This is a genomic window from Rathayibacter sp. AY1F9 (assembly GCF_002932155.1).
Taxonomy (GTDB): Bacteria; Actinomycetota; Actinomycetes; order Actinomycetales; family Microbacteriaceae; genus Rathayibacter.
The window spans coordinates 1-21,506 of sequence record NZ_PSVA01000011.1 but is presented as its reverse complement, the minus strand read 5'-3'; the positions used below and the strand labels follow the sequence as shown (position 1 = coordinate 21,506).

Below are 21,506 nucleotides of genomic sequence, written 5' to 3'. Positions count from 1 at the left end.
GGACCCGACGAACGGCGGCCCGCCCGCCCGGAGCAAGAAGGACACCGCCGCAGTGAGACACCACCGCTCGAGCAGACGCCGCACGGCCGTCACGTTCGTCATCATCGTCGCCGTCGTCGGACTCTTCATCGGCAAGCTGGTGGACATCCAGATCGTGCGGGCGAACGAGCTCACCGATGCGGCCGCCCAGAACCAGTCGAACAGCGTCGTCACCTACGGCCAGCGCGGCCCCATCGTGGACCGCTCCGGGACGGTGCTCGCGGACACCACCACGCGCTACCGGCTGACGACCTCGCCGAAGAACGTGGCCGAGTTCCCGCGCGAGCTGGGCGAGGACCAGAAGGTCATGGTCAGCGTGCAGCAGGCCGCCTCCGAGATCGGCGCGATCACCGGGCAGTCGGTCGAGCAGATCACCGGAGCGGTGGACGCCGCGCTCGCGAAGGACGCGAAGGCCAACTACCTGATCCTCTCGGAGGGGCTCGACCTCGAGGCCTACCAGAAGCTCGTCGCGCTCGACATCCCGTGGACCTACTTCGAGACCCAGCAGGGACGCAGCTACCCCAACGGCGCGGTGGCCGGCAACCTCGTCGGCTACGTCGGGGCGGACGGAGCGGCCCAGGAGGGCATGGAGTACGCGGAGAACACCTGCCTCGCGGGGCAGAACGGGTCCGAGAGCTACGAGCGCAGCGCCGACTACGTCCGGATCCCGGGCAGCACCGTCTCGGAGACCCCGGCCGTCGACGGCGGGACGCTGAAGCTCACCATCGACTCCGACCTCCAGTACTACTCCCAGCAGGTCCTCTCGCAGCGCGTCGCCGAGGTCGGCGGCAGCTACGGGATCGTCGTGGTGCAGGAGGTCAAGACCGGCAAGCTGCTCGCCGTGGCCGAGACGCCGACCGTCGACCCCAACAACGTCGAGGCGAGCGCCTCCGCCGACCGCAGCTCGCGCGCGTTCCGCGCGCCGTTCGAGCCGGGCTCGACCTTCAAGCCGATGACGGCCGCGATGCTGATCGACCAGGGCCAGGCGGGCCCGACGACCCAGGTCGTCGTCCCGGACTCCTTCGAGAAGGACGGCGCCTCGTTCAGCGACGACTTCGCGCACACCCCGACGAACTACACGCTGACCGGCATCCTCAAGGACTCGTCGAACGTCGGCATCTCGATGCTCGGCTCCCGCCTGTCGGCCCAGACCCGCTACGACTACCTGCAGAAGTTCGGTCTCGGCACGCCCACTACGAGCGGCTTCCCCGGCGAGGAGGGCGGCCTGCTCGCCGACTACCAGGACTGGGACAACCAGACGAACTACACGACGATGTTCGGCCAGGGCGTCTCGGCGACCGCGGTGCAGGTCGCGAGCATCTACCAGACGCTCGGCAACGGCGGAGTGCGGCTCCCGTCGCAGCTGATCGACGGCTGCACCACGGCCGACGGCTCCGTCGTGGACGTCCCCGATGCGACGGGCACCCAGGTGGTGTCGAGCTCGGCCGCGAAGCAGGTCGTCGACATGCTGCAGACGCACTACAACGAGGGCTGGCTGGCGAACGACATCCACGTCGACGGCTACAACATCGCCACCAAGACCGGTACCGCGCAGCAGCCCGACGGCAAGGGCGGCTACTCGAAGAGCTACACCGTCTCGCTCGCCGGGCTCGCGCCGGCGGAGGACCCGGAGTACGTCGTGACGGTCACCATCGCCGATCCGGTTAAGATGAACACGTCCCAGGCGACGGCTCCCGTCTTCCAGCAGGTCATGACCCAGGTGCTCAAGACCAACCGGGTGGAGCCGTCCACGGTGCCGCCCGTCGAGTACCCGACGACGTGGTGAGCCCCGCCGGGATCACGATCCACGCACCAGAACGAGAGAAAGAGCGGGCAGTGCACGACCCTCGCCCGCAGTCCTCCCTCCGCCCCGAGCACCCCGTGCCGCGGAGCCTCTCGCAGCTCGTGGCCGAGTTCTCCCTCGGCCCGGTCCGCGGCCTCGAGGGCGTCGAGGTGAGCGGAGTCACGCTGGACTCGAACCAGGTCGAGTCCGGGGACCTCTACGTCGGTGTCGCAGGACGCCGTGCCCATGGCGCGGCCTTCGCGTCGGCCGCCGCGGCGTCCGGAGCCGTCGCCGTGCTGACCGACCCGGCCGGAGCGGAGCTCGCCGCCGACAGCGGCCTGCCCGTGCTGGTGACCCCCGACCCGCGGGCCGCCCTCGGCGACGTCGCCGCGTGGATCCACCGCACCCGCGAGGACGTCCCGACGCTCTTCGGCGTGACGGGGACCAACGGCAAGACGAGCGTCGTCTACATCCTCGACGCGCTGCTGCGCCGGCTCGGAGTCGTCTCCGGCCTCAGCTCCACCGCCGAGCGCCGGATCGGCGACGTCGCCGTGGTCAGCTTGCTGACCACTCCCGAGGCGAGCGAGCTGCACGGCCTGCTCGCTCGGATGCGCGAGTCCGCCGTCCGCGCGGTCTCCATCGAGGTGTCGGCGCAGGCGCTCACGCGGCACCGGATCGACGGCCTCGTCTTCGACGTCGTCGGCTTCACGAACCTCAGCCACGACCACCTCGACGACTACTCCGATCTGCGCGAGTACTTCGAGGCCAAGGCCGACCTCTTCGAGCCGGAGCGCGCACGCCGCGGCGTCGTCACGGTCGACAGCGCCTGGGGGCGCGAGCTCGCCGAGCGCAGCCGCATCCCCGTCGCGACGCTCGCCGGCTCTCCGGTCGTCGGAGTCGCCCCGACGACGCCCGCCGACTGGTCGATGACGGTGCTGGACGCGACGCCCGACAGCACCACCTTCCGCCTGGAGGGGCCCGAGAACCGCTCCGTCGTCGTCACCGTCTCGCTGATCGGCTGGTACATGGCGTCCAACGCCGCGCTGGCGATCGTGATGCTGGTGGAGTCGGGCTTCGACCTGGACGCCGTCGCGCACGCGCTCGAGGACAGTCGTCTCGACGTCTACATCCCGGGCCGCGCGGAGCTCGTCTCGGGGGAGCGCGGACCGCGCGTCTACGTCGACTACGGCCACACCCCCGACGCGTTCCAGAACGCGCTCGAGGCGCTGCGGACCATCACGCCCGGCCGCCTGTTCATGGTGTTCGGGGCGGACGGGGACCGCGACACGACCAAGCGGAGCGACATGGGCGCCATCGCCGCCCGCCTCGCCGACGTCGTTGTCGTCACCGACTTCCACCCGCGCTGGGAGGATCCGGCCGCCATCCGCGCCGCGCTCCTCCAGGGCGCCCGGGCCGCCGTGCCCGACCGGGAGATCCACGAGATCGCCGACCCGCGCGCCGCCGTGCGCGCCGCCGTCGCCCTCGCGCGCGAAGGGGACTCGATCCTCTACGCCGGGCCCGGCCACGAGGACCACCAGGAGATCGCAGGAGTGCACATGCCGTATTCGGCCAGAGACGACGTCCGTCACGCGCTGCGCGAGGCGGGCTGGCTGTAGATGATCGCCCTCACCCTCACCGAGATCGCCGAGGCCGTCTCCGGACGCCTCCACCTGGCCGGCTCGTCCGCCACGGCCGCCACCGTGATCGACGGAGCGACCGAGACCGACTCCCGCGAGATCGCGCCCGGCGGGATCTTCGTCGCCAAGCGCGGCGAGCACACCGACGGCCACCTCTTCGCTCCCGCCGCTCTCGAGCGCGGTGCCGCGCTCCTCATCGTGGAGCGCCCGCTCGACCTCGACGTGCCGCAGGTCCTCGTCGACGACTCCGTCGAGGCGCTCGGAGCGCTGGCGACCGAGGTCGTCCGGCGCGTCCGCGCGAAGGGCGGGCTCACCGTCATCGGCGTCACCGGCTCGAACGGCAAGACGACGACCAAGAACCTCCTCCGCACCGTCCTCGAGCGGGTCGGAGAGACGGTCGCTCCGCGCGGATCCTTCAACAACGAGGTCGGCGCGCCGATCACGATGCTCCAGGTGTCCGAGTCGACGCGCTTCCTCGTCGCCGAGATGGGCGCGAGCGCGGTCGGCGAGATCCGCCGCCTCGTCCGGATGGCCAGGCCCGACGTCGGCGTCGTCCTCGCCGTGGGCCTCGCGCACGCCGGCGAGTTCGGCGGGATCGAGCGCACGCTCGAGGCCAAGACAGAGATGGTCGCCGACCTCACCGCCGACGACGTCGCCGTGCTGAACGCCGACGACGGCCGGGTCGCCTCGATGGCGGGCCGCACCGCCGCCCGGGTCCTCTGGTTCGGCCGCGGCGAGAGCGCGGACGTCCGCGCCGTCGATATCGACGCGACCGCCGACGGCACCCGCTTCGCCATCGAGGTCTCGGCGGGGGAGGGCCGCGAGGCCGCTCGCGCCGAGCTCCTGCTGCGCGTCCTCGGCGAGCACCACGTGATGAACGCCCTCGCGGCGACCGCCGCCGCGCTCTCTGTCGGAGTGGCGCTGCCCGCGATCGTCGAGGCTCTCGCGACCGTCACCCTCGCCGAGCGCGGCCGCATGGAGGTCCTGGGCGGCGAGGACGTCCGCATCATCAACGACGCGTACAACGCGAGTCCCGACTCCACCGCGGCCGCCCTGCGCACCCTCGCCCAGATCGCGAAGCCCGGGGGGCGCACCGTCGCCGTCCTGGGAGAGATGAGCGAGCTCGGCGAGTGGGCCGACGAGGAGCACGAGCGCGTGGGCCTGCTGGCCGTGCGCCTCAACATCTCCCAGATCGTGGTGGTGGGCCGAGGCGCCCGCCGGATCCACGTCGCGGCCGAGCGCGAGGGGTCGTGGAGCGGCGAGTCCGTCTTCGCGGAGACCTCCGACGAGGCGTTCGACCTCCTCGAGGACTACCTGCGACCCGGCGACACCGTGCTGGTCAAGTCGTCCAACTCCGCGGGGCTGCGCTTCCTCGCCGACCGTCTCGGGGAGCGTCACCGATGAGGGCACTCCTCCTGTCCGGCGCGTTCTCGGGAGCCTTCACGCTCCTGATGACGCCCCTGTTCATCCGCCTCTTCCACCGCCTGCAGTGGGGCCAGTTCATCCGCGAGGACGGACCGAAGTCGCACCACGTCAAGCACGGCACGGCGACGATGGGCGGCATCGTCATCATCATCGGCACCGTGGTCGGCTACTTCCTCGGGATGCTGTTCGGCAACCGGGCGATCGCGCCGTCGGCCCTGCTGGTGCTCTTCATGATGGTCGGGCTCGGACTCGTCGGCTTCGTCGACGACTTCCTGAAGACCCGCAACCAGCGCAGCCTCGGCCTCGGCGGCTGGGCGAAGATCGCCGGCCAGGTCATCGTCGCCGCGGCCTTCGCGGTGATCGCGATCATGGTCCGCGACTCCAACGGGCTCACCCCCGCGTCCACCTCGATCTCGTTCATCCGCGACCTGCCGTTCGACTTCGCCTCCCTCGGCTGGATCGGCATCGGCCTGTTCGTGCTGTGGATCTGCATCATCGTCACCAGCACGTCGAACGGCGTGAACGTCGCCGACGGGCTCGACGGACTCGCGACCGGGTCCTCGATCCTCGCGATCGGCTCCTACGTCATCATCGGGTTCTGGCAGTCGAACCAGTGGTGCTTCGACCAGCACCTCAACCCCGAGGTCGTCGACAAGTGCTACCAGGTGAGCGACCCGTTCGACCTGGCCATCATCGCGGCGGCCGTCTCCGGTGCCCTGGTGGGCTTCCTCTGGTGGAACACCTCGCCGGCGCAGATCTTCATGGGCGACACCGGCTCGCTCGGCCTCGGCGGCGCGCTCGCGGCCCTGGCGATCCTCACCCGCACCGAGCTGCTGGTCATCCTCATCGGCGGCCTGTTCGTCATCGTGACCGGCTCGGTCATCCTCCAGCGGATCTACTTCAAGCTGACCCGGGGCAAGCGCATCTTCCTGATGAGCCCGCTCCACCACCACTTCGAGCTCAAGGGCTGGGCCGAGATCACCGTCGTGGTCCGGTTCTGGATCATCGCCGGCATCTTCGTCGCCGCCGGAGTCGGGCTCTTCTACCTGGAATGGCTGTCGCTGGCATGACCGATCCCGCCCGTCCCGACTCCCTCCGCAGCTGGCACTCGGACTGGCGCGGCCTGCGCGTCGCCGTGCTGGGCCTGGGCGTCACCGGGTTCTCGGTGGCCGACACCCTGACCGAGCTCGGCTCCGAGGTGCTGGTCCTCGCCGACCGCGCCGACGAGGAGCGCGAGCGCCTGCTCGAGGTGATCGGCGCCCGCCTGCACCGGGCCGACCGCCTCGACTCCGCTCCGGAGGAGCTGCACGCGTTCGCACCGGAGCTGGTCGTGGTGTCGCCCGGCTTCCGGCCGACGCACCCGATCCTCGTGTGGGCGGCGGAGTCCGGGATCCCCGTGTGGGGCGACGTCGAGCTCGCCTGGCGCGTCCGCGACAAGGTCGTGCGCGCCGACGGCACTCCGGCGGAATGGGTGGCCGTCACCGGCACCAACGGGAAGACCACGACCGTCCAGCTCACGGCGACGATGCTCGTGGCCGGCGGCCTCCGCGCCGCCCCCTGCGGCAACATCGGCGTGCCCGTGCTCGACGCGGTCCGCGACCCGCAGGGCTTCGACGTCCTCGTCGTGGAGCTCTCGAGCTACCAGCTGCACTACCTGGGCGCGATCGAGCCGATCGCGAGCGCGTGCCTCAACATCGCCGACGACCACCTCGACTGGCACGGTTCGTTCGACGCCTACCGCGCAGCCAAGGGCAAGGTCTACGCCGGCACCCGCGTCGCCTGCGTGTACAACCGCGCCGACGCGGCGACCGAGCAGATGGTGCTCGACGCCGAGGTGGTGGAGGGCGCCCGGGCGATCGGGTTCGGCCTCGGCGTGCCCGGCCCGAGCGACTTCGGGATCGTCGACGGCATCCTCTGCGACCGCGCCTTCCTCGAGGACCGCCGCACCAGTGCCCTCGAGATCACCACCGTGGACGAGCTCGCCGCTCGGAACCTCGCCGCTCCGCACATCGTCCAGAACGTGCTCGCCGCGGCAGCGCTCTCCCGAGCGTGCGGGATCGAGGTCACGGCCGTCCGCACCGCGCTGGCGTCCTTCGAGCTCGACGCCCACCGCATCCAGGTCGTCGCCGAGCACGACGGGGTGACCTGGGTGAACGACTCCAAGGCCACGAACCCGCACGCCGCCGACGCCTCGCTGCGCGCGTACCCGTCGGTCGTCTGGGTCGTCGGCGGCCTGCTCAAGGGCGTCGACGTGGACGCCCTCGTGGCCGCGCACGTCGGCCGCCTGCGGGGCGCCGTGGTGATCGGCGCCGACCGCTCGGCGCTGCTCGCGGCATTCCGACGACACGCGCCCGCCCTCCCCGTGAGCGAGGCGGTGCCGGACGACACTGGTGCGGTGATGCAGGCGGCCGTCGAGGCGGCCGCGACGCTCGCCCGCTCGGGGGACGTCGTCCTGCTCGCACCCGCCGCGGCCTCGATGGACCAGTTCCTCGACTACGCGGCTCGGGGCCGCTCCTTCGCGGCCGCCGTGGCGACACACCTGGGAGGGGGAGCCGATGACCGCTCCGACGACGAGCCGCCCCGCGGGCCGCTCGCGCACTGAGCCGCGCGGGAAGGACCGGAGCGGGGCCCGCTCCGCGCGGATCGTCCTCTCGAAGGTCTTCGCCTCCCACTCGCCGAACTTCTACCTCCTCTTCGGAACCACGCTCTTCCTGGTGCTGTTCGGACTGACGATGGTGCTCTCCTCCTCGTCGGTCACCTCCTACGTGTCGAGCGACGACTCCTTCGGGGGCTTCCTGCGCCAGGGCGGGTTCGCCCTCCTCGGGATCCCGATGATGCTGGTGGTCTCGCGGCTGCCCCTCGGCGTGTGGAAGCGCGTGACGCCGATCCTGCTCATCGCCGGCTGCGTCCTCCAGTGCCTCGTGCTCTTCACACCGCTCGGCGACTCCGTCGGCGGGAACCGCAACTGGATCCGCCTCGGCGCCTTCAGCATGCAGCCCTCCGAGATCATCAAGCTCGCGCTCGCCCTCTGGCTGGGGCTCCTGCTCGCCCGCCGCTACCGGTCGCCGAAGGACTGGAAGGACGCGCTCATCCCCGTCCTGATCGTCGGCGGCGCGGCGATCGGACTGGTCCTCATCGGAGGCGACCTGGGCACGGTCGTGATCATGGCGGGCATCGTCCTCGCCGCACTCTTCTACGCGAACGTCCAGATGAAGGTCCTCGTGCCGATCGTGGTGGTCGGCGCGATCGGAGCGGTGCTGTTCGCCGTCTCCAGCGACAACCGCCTCACCCGGATCATGTCCTTCCTCGGCGACTGCTCCAACGTCGAGGAGTACCAGAACTCGTGCTGGCAGCCGGTGCACGGCACCTGGGCGATGGCCTCCGGCGGGATCTTCGGCGTGGGCCTCGGCAACTCCAAGGCCAAGTGGTCCTGGCTGCCCGCCGCGGACAACGACTACATCTTCGCCATCATCGGCGAGGAGCTCGGGCTGATCGGAGCGATCGTCGTCCTGGCGCTGTTCGTGGTCCTCGCGGTCGCCTTCTTCCGCGTCATCCACGCGTCCTCCGATCCGTTCGTGCGGATCAGCACCGGCGCGATCATGGTCTGGCTGATCGGCCAGGCGTTCGTCAACATCGGCGTCGTCCTGGGGGTGCTCCCGGTGCTGGGGGTCCCGCTGCCGCTGATCTCCTCCGGAGGCACCGCCCTGCTCAGCTCGCTCCTCGCCATCGGCGTCGTCCTCTCCTTCGCCCGCACCCAGACCGCGCCCCTGCCCGGCGCTGGCGTGCTGCGCCGCAGGAAGGCGGCGGCGGAGTGACCCGCTACCTGCTCGCCGGCGGCGGCACCGCCGGCCACGTCAATCCGCTGCTCGCGACGGCCGACGAGATCCGCAGGCGGAACCCGCGCGACGAAGTGCTCGTGCTCGGCACCGCCGAGGGGCTCGAGGCGCGCCTCGTCCCCCTCCGCGGCTACGAGCTCTCGGTGATCCCGCGGCTGCCGTTCCCGCGCCGCCCGAACGCGGCGGCGCTGCGGTTCCCCGGAGCCTTCCGCGCGACCATCGCCGGCATCGTCCGGACGATCCGCGACCGGCGGATCGACGCGGTGGTCGGCTTCGGAGGGTACGCGGCAGCACCCGCCTACCTGGCGGCCCGCCGCGCCGGCGTCCCCTTCACCGTCCACGAGGCCAACGCGCGCCCCGGGCTCGCCAACCGCCTCGGCGCGCGCGCGACCCGCTCGGTCGGCGTGGCCTTCGAGGGCACGCCCCTGCCGTACGCGCGGGTGGTCGGCATGCCGCTGCGCCGCGAGATCGCCGAGCTCGACCGGGCCGCGCGCCGCGACGAGGCGATGGCGGCGCTGGGCCTCGACCCGTCCCGGCAGACCCTCCTGGTGACCGGCGGCTCCCTCGGCGCTCGACGGATCAACGCGACGGTGCACGCCGCCGCCCGGGATCTCGTCGCCACCGGCTTCCAGGTCCTCCACATCACGGGCGACCGTGCCGAGATCACGGACCCGGGGGTGGCCGGCTACCACCTCCTCGCCTACTGCGACCGGATGGACCTCGCGCTGTCCGCCGCGGACGTGGCCGTCTCCCGCGCGGGGGCGGCGACCGTCAGCGAGCTGACAGCCCTCGGCCTGCCCGCGGTCTACGTCCCGTACCCGGTCGGCAACGGCGAGCAGCGCTACAACGCGCGCGGCGTCGTCGACGCCGGGGGAGCGGTCCTCGTCGAGGACGCCGCCTTCCTCCCCGGCTGGGTCCAGCGGGAGCTCGTACCGCTCCTGGGCGACACCGCCCGTCGCGACGAGATGGCGCGCCGGGCTGCCCGCGTGGGAGTCCGCGACGGCTCCGGGCGGCTCGTCGACCTGATCGAGTCGACCCTCTCCGCTCCGCGCTGAGCCCGCTCCGCGCGGCTCGGGAGAGCACTCCCGCCCACCGTCTACACTGATCCGGCGCACCGCGGGAGGCCCCTCCCGCCCGCCGCGACCCACCCGAAAGCGAGAGCCCCGTGATCAAGCCCGACCTCGGCATCACCGTCCCCGACGAGCTCGGCTCGATCCACTTCATCGGCATCGGCGGCTCCGGGATGAGCGGGATCGCCCGGCTGTTCCACCACGCCGGGCACCGGGTCACCGGGTCCGACGTCCGCGAGTCCCACCCCATCGAGCAGCTGCGGGAGCTCGGCGTCCCGGTCGCCATCGGCCACGACGCGGCGAACCTCGGGGACGCCGAGGCGGTCGTCGTCACCTCCGCCCTGTGGCCCGACAATCCCGAGTACCTGCTCGCGAAGGAGCGCGGCCTGCCCGTGCTGCACCGCTCGCAGGCCCTCGCCTGGCTGGTGCGCGGCAGGCGCCTGGTCGCGGTGGCCGGAGCGCACGGCAAGACCACGTCGACCGGCATGATCGTCACCGGCCTGCTCGGCGTCGACGCCGACCCCAGCTTCGTCAACGGCGGCATCATCGAGAGCCTCGGCACCTCCTCCGCCGCCGGCTCCGGCGAGGTCTTCGTCGTCGAGGCCGACGAGTCGGACGGCAGCTTCCTCCTCTACGACACCGCGGTCGCCCTCATCACGAACGTCGACCCGGACCACCTCGACCACTACGGATCGCTGGAGGCGTTCGAGGAGGCCTTCGTCACCTTCGCCTCCTCCGCGAGCGAGCTCGTCGTCATCTCCTCCGACGACCCCGGCGCCGTCCGCGTCACCGAGCAGCTGGTCGGCGGACGGGTGCTGACCTTCGGCGAGGCCGAGGGGGCGCACGTCCGCGTCGTCGACCTCGACCTCGTCGGCCCCGTCGGCTTCTCGGTCGAGTACGAGGGCAGGCGCTACTCGGCCCGCCTCCGCATCCCCGGCCGGCACAACGCGATCAACGCGGCCGGCGCGTTCGCAGTGCTGGTGGGCCTGGGCTTCGATCCGGCCGCCTCGCTCGAGGCCGTGTCGGCGTTCGGAGGCACGGAGCGCCGCTTCGAGCTGCACGGAGCGGTCCGCGGAGTCAGCGTCTACGACGACTACGCCCACCACCCCACCGAGGTGGCCGCCGCCCTCTCCGCCGCGCGCACCGTGGTCGGCGAGGGCCGCATCATCGCCGTGCACCAGCCGCACCTCTACAGCCGCACCCGCCTCTTCGCCCGCGAGTTCGCCGAGACGCTCGAGCGCTACGCCGACGAGACGATCGTCCTCGACGTCTACGGGGCGCGCGAGGATCCGGAGCCCGGAGTGACCGGAGCGCTGGTCAGCGAGAAGTTCGCCGACCCGTCGCACGTCTCGTTCGTCCCGGACTGGGCGGAGGCGGCCCGCCTCACGGCCGGCATCGCGCGCGAGGGCGACTTCGTCATCACCCTCGGCTGCGGCGACGTCTACCGGATCATCCCGCAGGTGCTCGAGTCGCTCGGCGCGAGCGAGGCCGCGCCGGTCGCACGATGACCGCGGTCCTCGCGCCCGAAGCGGGGGAGCGGCCGTGAAGCGGCCCGACGGCGGACGCCCTCCGGCGCCCGGTCGGAGCGTCCCCGCGCGCGGCGGCGAGCCGGAGCCGGACACCGAGCCGATCCGGATCGTCACCGCGATCCGCGTGGACCCGGAGCCGGCCGAGCGCACTCCGTGGCGCGCGGGCGCGGTCCGCCGCACCCTCTCGGGCCTGCGCCTGCCCGGTGCCGAGAACCGGGCCGTCTCCCGGGCCGCCCGCGAGCGGAGGCGCTACGAGCGGGGGGAGGTCCGCCGCTTCACGAAGCGCGCGCGTCGGCGCCGCCTGATCGCCCTGGTCGTAGCCGGGTCGCTCGTCGCCCTCGCCCTGATCGTCGGAGTCGCGGCCTTCTCGCCGCTCATGGCCGTGCGCACGATCGAGATCTCGGGCACCCAGCGCGTCGACGCCGCCGCCCTGCAGAGCGAGCTCGACGACCAGCTCGGCGTCCCGCTCACCCTGGTGGACCGGGACGAGGTCGGCCGCGTGCTGGGCGCGTCCCCGCTCATCCAGAGCTACTCGGTGCAGACCCGGCCGCCGAGCACCCTCGTGGTGTCGATCGTCGAGCGCACGCCCCTCGGCGTGATCGCGGCGGGGGGCCGCTTCGAGCTCGTGGACGCGGCCGGAGTCGTCATCGAGACGGCGGACTCGGCGCAGCCCGGCTACCCGGTCCTCACCACCGCGTCCGGCGACGCCTCGGGAGCCGGCTTCCGCGCGACCGCGCGGGTGCTGCGCTCCCTGCCCGCATCGCTCGCTCCGCAGGTGACGGCCGCCACGGCCACGACCGGCGACGACGTCTCGCTCACCCTGCAGAACGGCACGGAAGTCGTCTGGGGCGGGTCGGACGAGTCGGCGCTCAAGGCCGTCGTGCTCGAGAAGCTGATGGCCGCGACCGACCCCGCCGTCGTCGGCACTTACGACGTGTCCTCGCCCCAGGCCGCCGTCGTGGCGCCCCGGCCCTGACCGGCGACGGATCCGCGCGTTCTTTCGAGCGTTGCGGGCGTGTCTGCTGGGAGCGCGACCGGACTCCGCCTACCGTCGGAGCCGAACCCCAAATGCATACTCAGCATAACTTTAAGCCTCAACTACAGGTTTAAGGTTCAGCCCGGAGGCCGGAGACGTGACTTCAAACCAGAACTACCTCGCCGTGATCAAGGTCGTCGGCATCGGCGGTGGTGGCGTCAACGCCGTCAACCGCATGATCGAGCTCGGCCTGCGCGGTGTCGAATTCATCGCGATCAACACGGACGCCCAGGCGCTCCTGCTCAGCGACGCCGACGTCAAGCTCGACGTGGGCCGCGAGCTGACCCGCGGACTCGGCGCCGGCGCCGACCCCGAGGTCGGCCGCCGCGCCGCCGAGGACCACGCCGAGGAGATCGAGGAGGTCCTCGCGGGGGCCGACATGGTCTTCGTCACCGCGGGCGAGGGCGGCGGCACCGGCACCGGCGGCGCGCCCGTCGTCGCGCGAATCGCCAAGTCGATCGGCGCCCTCACCATCGGCGTCGTGACCAAGCCCTTCGGGTTCGAGGGACGCCGTCGGCAGACGCAGGCCGAGGCCGGCGTCGCGACGCTGAAGAACGAGGTCGACACGCTCATCGTCGTCCCGAACGACCGCCTGCTCGAGATCAGCGACCGCGGCATCTCGATGCTCGAGGCCTTCGCGACCGCCGACCAGGTGCTCCTCGCCGGCGTCCAGGGCATCACCGACCTGATCACCACGCCCGGCCTGATCAACCTCGACTTCGCCGACGTGAAGTCGGTCATGCAGGGCGCGGGCTCGGCGCTGATGGGCATCGGCTCGTCGCGCGGCGCCGATCGCGCGATCAAGGCGGCCGAGCTGGCCGTCGCCTCACCGCTGCTCGAGGCCAGCATCGACGGCGCGCACGGCGTGCTCCTCTCGATCCAGGGCGGCTCGAACCTCGGCATCTTCGAGATCAACGACGCGGCGCGCCTCGTCCAGGAGGCGGTGCACGCCGAGGCGAACATCATCTTCGGTGCCGTGATCGACGACACGCTCGGCGACGAGGTGCGCGTCACCGTCATCGCCGCGGGCTTCGACGGCGGAGAGCCGGGCGGGACCGCTCAGGCCGCGATCGCCCAGCCGCGCCAGCAGCAGAGCTCGGCGAGCGAGTCGGCCGCCGAGCCCGTCCCGGCTCCCGCCGCCGCCCCTGCGGCCGGCTCGATCTGGTCGAGCACCCCCGTCGCCGCCCCGGCCCCTGTCGCCGACCCGTCCTTCGACGACGACGACAGCGACCTGGACATCCCCGACTTCCTCAAGTAGTCGTGCCGGATCCGGAGCTGGCCGCGCGCTGGGCCGAGGTCTCCGAGCGGGTCGCCGACGCGACCCGCTCGGCCGGTCGCGAGGCGTCCTCGGTCACGACCATCGTGGTGACCAAGTTCCACCCCGTGTCGCTGCTCCGCGACCTCCTCGAGCTGGGCGTCGTCGACTTCGGCGAGAACCGGCACCAGGAGGCGCAGGAGAAGTCGGCCGAGCTGGCGGGGACCGCTGCGCGCTGGCACTTCATCGGGCAGCTCCAGAGCAAGAAGGCGCGCCAGGTGCGCCGCTACGCCGACGCGGTCCACTCCGTCGACCGGCTCGCGCTCGTCCCGCTGCTGGAGGCGGGGGAGGAGCCGCTCGACGTGTTCCTGCAGGTCAACCTCACCGAGGATCCCGACCGCGGGGGAGCGTCGCCCGCCGACGTCGAGCCCCTCGCCGAGGCTCTCGCCGGGGCGCCCGGCCTCACGCTGCGCGGCGTGATGGCGGTCGCTCCGCTGGACGAGGAGCCCCGTCCGGCTTTCGCCCGGCTCCGGTCGATCTCCGACCGCGTGCGCGCCGTCGAGCCCTCCGCCACGGCGATCTCGGCGGGCATGTCGAACGACTTCGCCGAGGCGATCGCGGAGGGTGCGACACACCTGCGAATCGGATCGGCAATCACCGGAGAACGCCCCGCCCGCACCTAACCTCGTGGTGACCCACCTGTGGGAGCACACACGACACGGAGGACACCCCATGGCCAACCCGCTGAAGAAGACGATGGTCTACCTCGGACTCGCCGACGAAGAGGTCGAGTACGAGCGCGCAGAGCCCGTCGAGGCGGCCCCGGCGACGGCCCACCGCGCACCGGTCTCCCCGGTGCAGCCCGTCCCTCCCGTCGAGCCGGTGCAGCAGCCCCGCGCGACGGTCACCCCGCTCCGCAAGCCCACCCCCCAGACCCCGAAGGCGACGGCACCCGCCGAGATGAACGAGATCCTCACCGTCCACCCGAAGCAGTACCGCGACGCGCAGGTCATCGCGGAGAACTTCCGCGACGGCATCCCCGTGATCATCAACCTCTCGCAGATGAGCGATGCGGACGCCCGCCGCCTCATCGACTTCGCGAGCGGACTCTCGCAGGGCCTCTACGGCCGCATCGAGCGCGTGACGAGCAAGGTCTTCCTGCTCTCGCCGTCGCACATCACCGTCGCCGGCGACTCCGCCTCCGCCGAGAGCGACGCCGACGCGTCGTTCTTCGCGAAGTCCTGATCCCGGGGAGCCCTGGCCCCCGGTGACCTCCGTCGTCTCGCTCCTCGGGAGCGTCCTGTACTTCGTGCTGCTGCTCTACTTCTTCGCGATGTGGGCGCGGTTCGTGCTCGACCTCGTCCGCGTGATCCGACGCGACTGGCGCCCCCGCGGTGCCGGCCTCGTCGCCGCGGAGGGCGTCTACACCGTCACGGACCCGCCGATCGGCTTCTTCCGACGCCTGATCAAGCCGGTCTCGATCGGTCCGATCGCGCTCGATTTCGGCTGGAGCCTCACCATGCTCTGCGTCATCGTGGGCATGTACATCGCCACGTGGCTCCAGCGCGCCTGACCGTCCCTGTATCGTTGGCACGTCCGGACGTTCCCCGCGGTGTCAGCACTGCGCCGTGCGCCTGAAGTTGCTAGCTTTAGTCGCGCGTTGTTAAACGTGTACCTACTTGAAATCGAAGGTGGAAAGCCATGGCGCTCACTCCCGAAGACGTTGTCAACAAGCGGTTCCAGCCGACCAAGTTCCGTGAGGGATACGACCAGGACGAGGTCGACGACTTCCTCGACGAGGTCGTCGTGGAGCTCCGCCGCCTGAACCAGGAGAACGAGGAGCTTCGTCAGCGCCTCTCCTCCGGCGACAGCCGCCCCTCGGACGCCCGAGTCTCCGACGCCCCGCGCGAGAGCACTCCTGCTCCCGCCCCGGTGGTCGACGAGGCACCCGAGCCGGAGCCGCAGCCCGAGCCCGAGCCCACCCCGGCTCCCGCACCGGTCGTCGCTCCCGTCAGCTCCTCGCAGTCGGCTCCGGTCGACGAGGCCGAGAGCTCCAGCGGACTCCTGCAGCTCGCCCGCCGCCTCCACGAGGAGCACGTGCGCGAGGGTGCCGAGAAGCGCGACGCTCTCGTCGCCGAGGGCCGTGCCACGGCCGCCCGCATCGTCGCCGAGGCCGAGGCCAAGCAGCGCCAGCAGGTCGCGAAGCTCGAGGAGGAGCGCGCGACGGTCGAGCACCGCATCGACGAGCTCCGCACCTTCGAGCGCGAGTACCGCCAGAAGCTGAAGAGCTACATCGAGGGCCAGCTCCGCGACCTCGACACCCAGCCGGCGTCGACGGAGTCCTCGCTGTCGGGCTTTGGGGCGTAGTCCCGCCGCAGCGGACGTCAGGCCGAGGGTGCTCGTCACCCTCGGCCTCGTCGCGCTCGCGGTCTTCGCGATCGATCAGACCGCGAAGTTCCTGGTCACGACGAACCTGACCCTGGGCGAGGACGTCCACGTCCTCGGCGACGTCCTGATCCTGCACTACGTGAAGAACCCGGGTGCCGCCTTCTCCCTCGCGAGCGGGTCGACCTGGATCTTCTCGATCATCGCGGCGTGCGTCGTCGTCGCCGTGATCTGGTTCTCGCGCCGGATCCGCTCCACCGCGTGGGGCGTCTTCTTCGGCCTGCTGCTCGGCGGCACCCTCGGCAACCTCTTCGACCGGCTGTTCCGAGAGCCCTCCTTCGGGCTCGGACACGTCGTCGACTTCCTCTTCACGCCGTGGCTGCTCCCGGCGATCTACAACGTCGCCGACATCGCGATCTGCACGGCGATGGCGCTGTTCGTCCTCCTGAGCGTGCGGGGCGTCGGCCTCGACGGCACCCGCGAGCGCGCGGGCCGCGACGAGCAGGAGCAGGTCGTCTCCGAGGACGGCGCTCCCGCCGCCCCCGGAGCGGGCGCCCCCGCAGCGGCCTCCTCCGTCGAGGAGGCGGCCCGCGACGCCGACCGCCCCGGCGGACGCTGATGGCGCAGTCCCGAGAGCTGCCGGTCCCGGACGGGCTCGACGGCCTCCGCGTGGACGCGGCCGTCGCGAAGCTGCTCGGCTTCTCGCGCACCTTCGCGGCCGAGGTCGCCGAGGCGGGCGGAGTGAGCGCCGACGGACGGGTCCTCGACAAGAGCGACCGCGTGCGCGCCGGCACCTGGCTGAGCGTCGAGTGGAGCCCGCGCGAGGAGCCGCGGATCGTGCCGATGGCGGTCCCCGGCCTCGGCATCGTGCACGACGACGACGACATCGTGGTGATCGACAAGCCCGTCGGAGTGGCCGCGCACCCCGCCGTGGGCTGGGAGGGACCGACGGTGCTCGGCGCCCTCGCCGCCGCGGGCTTCACCGTGTCGACCTCCGGTGCGGCCGAGCGCGCGGGCATCGTGCACCGGCTCGACGCCGGCACGAGCGGCCTCATGGTCGTCGCGAAGTCCGAGCGCGCCTACACGCACCTCAAGCGCGCGTTCCACGACCGCACGGTCGAGAAGGTCTACCACGCGGTCGTGCAGGGCCACCCCGACCCGCTCGCCGGGACGATCGACGCCCCGCTCGGCCGCCACCCGTCCTCGGACTGGAAGTTCGCGGTCCGCGCCGACGGCAAGCCCTCGGTGACCCACTACGAGACGATCGAGGCCTTCCCGTTCGCCTCCCTCCTCGAGATCCACCTCGAGACCGGCCGCACCCACCAGATCCGCGTGCACATGGCCGCCCAGCGCCACCCGTGCGTCGGCGACGCCATGTACGGCGCCGATCCGACCCTCTCGAAGCGGCTCGGCCTCACCCGCCAGTGGCTCGACGCGGTCCGGCTCGGCTTCACCCACCCGGGCTCGGGGGAGTGGGTGCAGTTCGAGGCGTCCTACCCCGACGACCTGGTGCACGCCCTCGAGGTGCTGCGCGGGGAGTGATCCGCGCTCTCCCGGCCGGACCCGCGTCCGGCGCGGTTAGACTTCTTCCCGCCGTGTCCACGGGCCCTCCCGGGTCGCCGGCCATCCCTCCCCTGCCCGCAGTCCGCCGGAGGCGCATCCTTGCCGAGTAACGATTCCTTCGTCCACCTCCACGTGCACAGCGAGTACTCGATGCTCGACGGTGCAGCGCGGGTGAAGCCGCTGATCGACGCGGCGGTCGAGGAGGGCATGCCGGCCATCGCCGTGACCGACCACGGGAACGTGTTCGGCGCCTTCGACTTCTGGCGCACCGCGACGGCGGCGGGGATCAAGCCGATCATCGGCACCGAGGCCTACCTCACCCCGGGGACGCACCGCTCCGACAAGACCCGCATCCGCTGGGGTGACGGCGGAGGGGACGACGTGTCCGGTTCCGGCGCGTACACCCACATGACGCTGCTCAGCTCGACCACGACGGGCATGCACAACCTCTTCCGCCTCTCCTCGCGCGCGTCGATCGAGGGCTACTACTTCAAGCCGCGCATGGACCGCGAGATCCTCTCGCAGTACTCCGAGGGCCTGATCGGCACCACGGGCTGCCCGAGCGGCGAGGTCCAGACGCGCCTGCGCCTCGGCCAGTACAAGGAGGCCCGCCAGGCGGCCGCCGACTACCGCGACATCTTCGGCAAGGAGAACTTCTTCGCCGAGATCATGGATCACGGCCTCGACATCGAGCGGCGGGTGATCGGCGACGTCATCCGGCTCGCGAAGGACCTCGACCTCCCGCTGGTCGCCACCAACGACCTGCACTACACGCACGCGCACGACGCGACCTCGCACGCGGCGCTGCTCTGCGTGCAGTCCGGGACCACCCTCGACGACCCCAAGCGCTTCAAGTTCGACGCGGACGAGTTCTACCTCAAGTCGCCGCGCGAGATGCGCCAGGTCTTCCGCGACCACCCCGAGGCCTGCGACAACACGCTCCTCATCGCGGAGCGCTGCGACGTCCAGTTCGACACCTCGGCGAACTACATGCCGCGCTTCCCGGTGCCGGAGGGCGAGACCGAGGACACCTGGTTCGTGAAGGAGGTCGAGGCCGGACTGCGCGAGCGCTACCCGGACGGCATCTCCCAGGAAGTGCGCGACCGGGCGGACTACGAGACCCGCGTCATCCTGCAGATGGGCTTCCCCGGCTACTTCCTCGTCGTCGCCGACTTCATCAACTGGTCCAAGCGCAACGGGATCCGCGTCGGTCCCGGCCGCGGCTCCGGTGCCGGCTCGATGGCGGCCTACGCGATGAAGATCACCGACCTCGATCCGCTGCGCCACGGCCTGATCTTCGAGCGCTTCCTCAACCCCGACCGCGTGTCCATGCCCGACTTCGACGTCGACTTCGACGACCGTCGCCGCGGCGAGGTCATCCGCTACGTCACCGAGAAGTACGGCGACGAGCGCGTCGCGCAGATCGTCACCTACGGCACCATCAAGGCGAAGCAGGCTCTCAAGGACGCCTCGCGCGTCCTCGGCTTCCCGTTCGGGATGGGCGAGAAGCTGACGAAGGCCATGCCGCCCGCGATTATGGGCAAGGACATCCCGCTCAGCGGCATCAACGACCCCGCCCACGCGCGCTACAAGGAAGCGCTCGACGTGCGCAACGTCATCGCCGAGGACCCGCAGGCCAAGCTGGTCTTCGACACCGCGCTCGGGCTCGAGAACCTCAAGCGCCAGTGGGGCGTGCACGCGGCCGGCGTCATCATGTCCAGCGATCCGCTGCTGGACATCATCCCGATCATGAAGCGGGAGCAGGACGGCCAGATCGTCACGCAGTTCGACTACCCCGCGTGCGAGTCGCTCGGGCTGATCAAGATGGACTTCCTGGGGCTGCGGAACCTCACGATCATCGACGACGCCCTCGACAACATCCGCGCCAACCGCGGACAGGACCTCGTGCTCGAGGACCTCGAGCTCGACGACCAGGCCGCCTACGACCTCCTCGCCCGCGGCGACACGCTCGGCGTGTTCCAGCTCGACGGCGGCCCGATGCGCGGCCTTCTCCGACTGATGAAGCCCGACAACTTCGAGGACATCTCCGCAGTCCTCGCGCTCTACCGGCCGGGCCCGATGGGCGCCGACTCCCACACCAACTACGCGCTGCGGAAGAACGGCGTGCAGGAGATCACCCCGATCCACCCGGAGCTCGAGGAGCCGCTCTCGGAGGTGCTCGGAGGGACCTACGGCCTGATCGTGTACCAGGAGCAGGTCATGTCGATCGCGCAGAAGCTAGCGGGCTTCACGCTCGCGCAGGCCGACCTGCTGCGGCGCGCGATGGGCAAGAAGAAGAAGTCCGAGCTGGACAAGCAGTTCGAGGGCTTCTCGGGCGGCATGATCGCCAACGGCTACTCGATGGAGGCCGTCAAGACCCTCTGGGACATCCTGCTGCCCTTCTCCGACTACGCCTTCAACAAGGCGCACTCGGCGGCGTACGGCGTCGTCTCCTACTGGACGGCGTACCTCAAGGCGCACTACCCCGCGGAGTACATGGCCGCGCTGCTCACCAGCGTCGGCGACTCCAAGGACAAGATGGCCGCCTACCTCAACGAGTGCCGGCGGATGGGGATCAAGGTGCTCCCGCCGGACGTCAACGAGTCGATCGGCTTCTTCACCGCAGTCGGCACCGACATCCGCTTCGGCCTCGGCGCCGTCCGCAACGTCGGCATGAACGTCGTCGAGGGCATCCGGGCCGCCCGCGAGGAGAAGGGGCGCTTCGAGACGTTCCACGACTTCCTCCGCAAGGTGCCGCTGCAGGTGACCAACAAGCGCACCATCGAGTCGCTCATCAAGGCCGGCGCCTTCGACTCGCTCGGCTCGACCCGCCGCGCCCTGGTCGAGGTGCACGAGGACGCCGTCGAGGCGGCGGTGGGGGAGAAGCGCAACGAGGCGAACGGCCAGGTCGGCTTCGACTTCGACAGCCTCTGGGACGAGCCGCAGGCCGCGATCCAGGTGCCCGAGCGGCCCGAATGGGCCAAGCGCGACAAGCTCGCCTTTGAGCGCGACATGCTCGGGCTCTACGTGTCCGACCATCCGCTCGCCGGACTCGAGACCGAGCTCGCCAAGCACTACAGCACCACGATCGCCGACCTGCTGATCTCGGAGACGATCGCCGACGGCGAGACCGTGGTCGTCGCGGGCCTCGTCACGAGCGTCCAGCACCGCATGGCCAAGGCCTCCGGCAACCAGTACGGGATGATCCAGGTCGAGGACTTCGGCGGCGAGATCACCTGCATGTTCATGGGGAAGGCGTACCAGGAGTTCGCCCCGGCGCTCACGAACGACTCCATCGTCGTCGTCAGAGGCCGCGTCAGCATGCGCGACGACGGGATGAATCTGCACGCGTTCAGCCTGTTCGCCCCCGAGATGAGCCAGGACGGCGACTCGGGACCGCTCACCGTCTCGATGCCCGAGTCGCGCGCGACCACCGACACGGTCTCGCAGCTCAGCGACGTGCTCATCCGCCACTCCGGCCAGACCGAGGTGCGCCTGAAGCTCATCAAGGGCGACACGGCCCGCGTGTTCGAGGTGCCGTTCCCCGTGCGCATCACCCCGGACCTCTTCGGCGAGCTGAAGAGCCTGCTGGGGCCGAACTGTCTGTATTGAATTCCGAGCCGGTCCCCGACCGGCTCGGCGCGGTCGGCTGGGGAGGGTGGCCGGGTTCGTGAGAGCGTCGTGCGTCCGGCTACGACGATCCGCTGACACGCGGATCGCCGGTTCGCCTCGGAGGGTGCGGCGAGAGGGTGGCGGATCGGAGGGCGAGCCTGCGGCCGCCGGTGTCCTCCTGGTGGTCGAGTAGCCGCGCGGCGGCGTATCGAGACCGGGCGAGCGCCCGTAGATGCTGGTCGATCTCCTGCAGGCCGCGGAGCCCGGGGGTGTTCGGCGAGCTGACGTTCACGACGAGGTAGTCGGCGAGCGGCGCGAGCAGGCGCGTGCTGATCA

General features: G+C 71.2%; 17 protein-coding genes and 1 pseudogene. 17 read left to right on the top strand and 1 reads right to left on the bottom strand.

Annotated features, from left to right (window positions below):
• Positions 1-52 precede the first annotated feature (52 nt).
• From C5C37_RS08900 to dnaE, 17 genes are all read left to right on the top strand, one after another.
• Positions 53-1,825, top strand: a complete 1,773-nt coding sequence (locus C5C37_RS08900) for a penicillin-binding protein 2 (protein ID WP_244229623.1) — start codon at positions 53-55, stop codon at positions 1,823-1,825.
• Positions 1,826-1,875: 50 nt separating this feature from the next.
• On the top strand, positions 1,876-3,438 hold the full coding sequence (locus C5C37_RS08895; RefSeq protein ID WP_104338814.1) for a Mur ligase family protein: 1,563 nt from the start codon (positions 1,876-1,878) through the stop codon (positions 3,436-3,438).
• Positions 3,439-4,863: a UDP-N-acetylmuramoyl-tripeptide--D-alanyl-D-alanine ligase gene (murF, locus tag C5C37_RS08890; protein WP_104247145.1), complete on the top strand. Its 1,425-nt coding sequence runs from the start codon at positions 3,439-3,441 to the stop codon at positions 4,861-4,863.
• Positions 4,860-5,954 (top strand): phospho-N-acetylmuramoyl-pentapeptide-transferase, encoded by a 1,095-nt coding sequence (gene mraY / locus C5C37_RS08885; RefSeq protein ID WP_104222591.1) that lies wholly within the window; start codon positions 4,860-4,862, stop codon positions 5,952-5,954. Before murF ends, mraY begins: the two co-directional genes overlap by 4 nt.
• The gene (murD, locus tag C5C37_RS08880) at positions 5,951-7,486 is read left to right on the top strand and encodes a UDP-N-acetylmuramoyl-L-alanine--D-glutamate ligase (RefSeq protein WP_104222592.1); all 1,536 of its coding nucleotides are present in this window, start codon (positions 5,951-5,953) and stop codon (positions 7,484-7,486) included. The genes mraY and murD overlap by 4 nt, the downstream gene beginning before the upstream one ends.
• Positions 7,440-8,699 carry a putative lipid II flippase FtsW gene (gene ftsW / locus C5C37_RS08875; protein ID WP_104222593.1) on the top strand — a complete coding sequence of 420 codons (1,260 nt, stop codon included), beginning with the start codon at positions 7,440-7,442 and terminating at the stop codon, positions 8,697-8,699. Before murD ends, ftsW begins: the two co-directional genes overlap by 47 nt.
• Complete coding sequence (gene murG, locus C5C37_RS08870) at positions 8,696-9,775, top strand: undecaprenyldiphospho-muramoylpentapeptide beta-N-acetylglucosaminyltransferase (RefSeq protein WP_104338813.1); 1,080 nt, start codon at positions 8,696-8,698, stop codon at positions 9,773-9,775. The genes ftsW and murG overlap by 4 nt, the downstream gene beginning before the upstream one ends.
• A 110-nt stretch (positions 9,776-9,885) precedes the next feature.
• Complete coding sequence (gene murC, locus C5C37_RS08865) at positions 9,886-11,298, top strand: UDP-N-acetylmuramate--L-alanine ligase (protein ID WP_104338812.1); 1,413 nt, start codon at positions 9,886-9,888, stop codon at positions 11,296-11,298.
• Positions 11,299-11,332: 34 nt separating this feature from the next.
• Positions 11,333-12,295 carry a cell division protein FtsQ/DivIB gene (locus C5C37_RS08860; protein ID WP_104283729.1) on the top strand — a complete coding sequence of 321 codons (963 nt, stop codon included), beginning with the start codon at positions 11,333-11,335 and terminating at the stop codon, positions 12,293-12,295.
• A gap of 157 nt (positions 12,296-12,452) precedes the next feature.
• Complete coding sequence (gene ftsZ, locus C5C37_RS08855) at positions 12,453-13,613, top strand: cell division protein FtsZ (protein WP_104222597.1); 1,161 nt, start codon at positions 12,453-12,455, stop codon at positions 13,611-13,613.
• A 2-nt stretch (positions 13,614-13,615) separates the two neighbouring features.
• Positions 13,616-14,293: a YggS family pyridoxal phosphate-dependent enzyme gene (locus C5C37_RS08850; protein WP_104222598.1), complete on the top strand. Its 678-nt coding sequence runs from the start codon at positions 13,616-13,618 to the stop codon at positions 14,291-14,293.
• A 49-nt stretch (positions 14,294-14,342) separates the two neighbouring features.
• Positions 14,343-14,855, top strand: a complete 513-nt coding sequence (locus C5C37_RS08845) for a cell division protein SepF (protein WP_104222599.1) — start codon at positions 14,343-14,345, stop codon at positions 14,853-14,855.
• Positions 14,856-14,877: 22 nt separating this feature from the next.
• A complete protein-coding gene (locus C5C37_RS08840; RefSeq protein ID WP_258059242.1) occupies positions 14,878-15,183 on the top strand; it encodes a YggT family protein in 306 nt (101 codons plus the stop codon).
• A 128-nt stretch (positions 15,184-15,311) separates the two neighbouring features.
• Positions 15,312-15,977 carry a DivIVA domain-containing protein gene (locus tag C5C37_RS08835; RefSeq protein ID WP_104222600.1) on the top strand — a complete coding sequence of 222 codons (666 nt, stop codon included), beginning with the start codon at positions 15,312-15,314 and terminating at the stop codon, positions 15,975-15,977.
• A 28-nt stretch (positions 15,978-16,005) separates the two neighbouring features.
• The gene (gene lspA, locus C5C37_RS08830) at positions 16,006-16,614 is read left to right on the top strand and encodes a signal peptidase II (RefSeq protein WP_104261661.1); all 609 of its coding nucleotides are present in this window, start codon (positions 16,006-16,008) and stop codon (positions 16,612-16,614) included.
• Positions 16,614-17,537: an RluA family pseudouridine synthase gene (locus C5C37_RS08825; protein ID WP_104261660.1), complete on the top strand. Its 924-nt coding sequence runs from the start codon at positions 16,614-16,616 to the stop codon at positions 17,535-17,537. Before lspA ends, C5C37_RS08825 begins: the two co-directional genes overlap by 1 nt.
• A gap of 171 nt (positions 17,538-17,708) precedes the next feature.
• Positions 17,709-21,170: a DNA polymerase III subunit alpha gene (dnaE, locus tag C5C37_RS08820; RefSeq protein ID WP_244229655.1), complete on the top strand. Its 3,462-nt coding sequence runs from the start codon at positions 17,709-17,711 to the stop codon at positions 21,168-21,170.
• Between the two features lie 79 nt (positions 21,171-21,249).
• Here dnaE and C5C37_RS17895 read toward each other — a convergent pair.
• Positions 21,250-21,506 (bottom strand): annotated as a pseudogene (locus C5C37_RS17895) (hypothetical protein); the annotation flags it as partial.

What these genes read in the sequence shown, in the direction of transcription:
- murF (WP_104247145.1), top strand. Translation starts at nt 3,439, where the DNA reads ATGATCGCCCTCACCCTCACCGAGATCGCCGAGGCCGTCTCCGGACGC.
- mraY (WP_104222591.1), top strand. Translation starts at nt 4,860, where the DNA reads ATGAGGGCACTCCTCCTGTCCGGCGCGTTCTCGGGAGCCTTCACGCTC.
- murD (WP_104222592.1), top strand. Translation starts at nt 5,951, where the DNA reads ATGACCGATCCCGCCCGTCCCGACTCCCTCCGCAGCTGGCACTCGGAC.
- ftsW (WP_104222593.1), top strand. Translation starts at nt 7,440, where the DNA reads ATGACCGCTCCGACGACGAGCCGCCCCGCGGGCCGCTCGCGCACTGAG.
- C5C37_RS08845 (WP_104222599.1), top strand. Translation starts at nt 14,343, where the DNA reads ATGGCCAACCCGCTGAAGAAGACGATGGTCTACCTCGGACTCGCCGAC.
- C5C37_RS08835 (WP_104222600.1), top strand. Translation starts at nt 15,312, where the DNA reads ATGGCGCTCACTCCCGAAGACGTTGTCAACAAGCGGTTCCAGCCGACC.
- C5C37_RS08825 (WP_104261660.1), top strand. Translation starts at nt 16,614, where the DNA reads ATGGCGCAGTCCCGAGAGCTGCCGGTCCCGGACGGGCTCGACGGCCTC.
- dnaE (WP_244229655.1), top strand. Translation starts at nt 17,709, where the DNA reads ATGCTCGACGGTGCAGCGCGGGTGAAGCCGCTGATCGACGCGGCGGTC.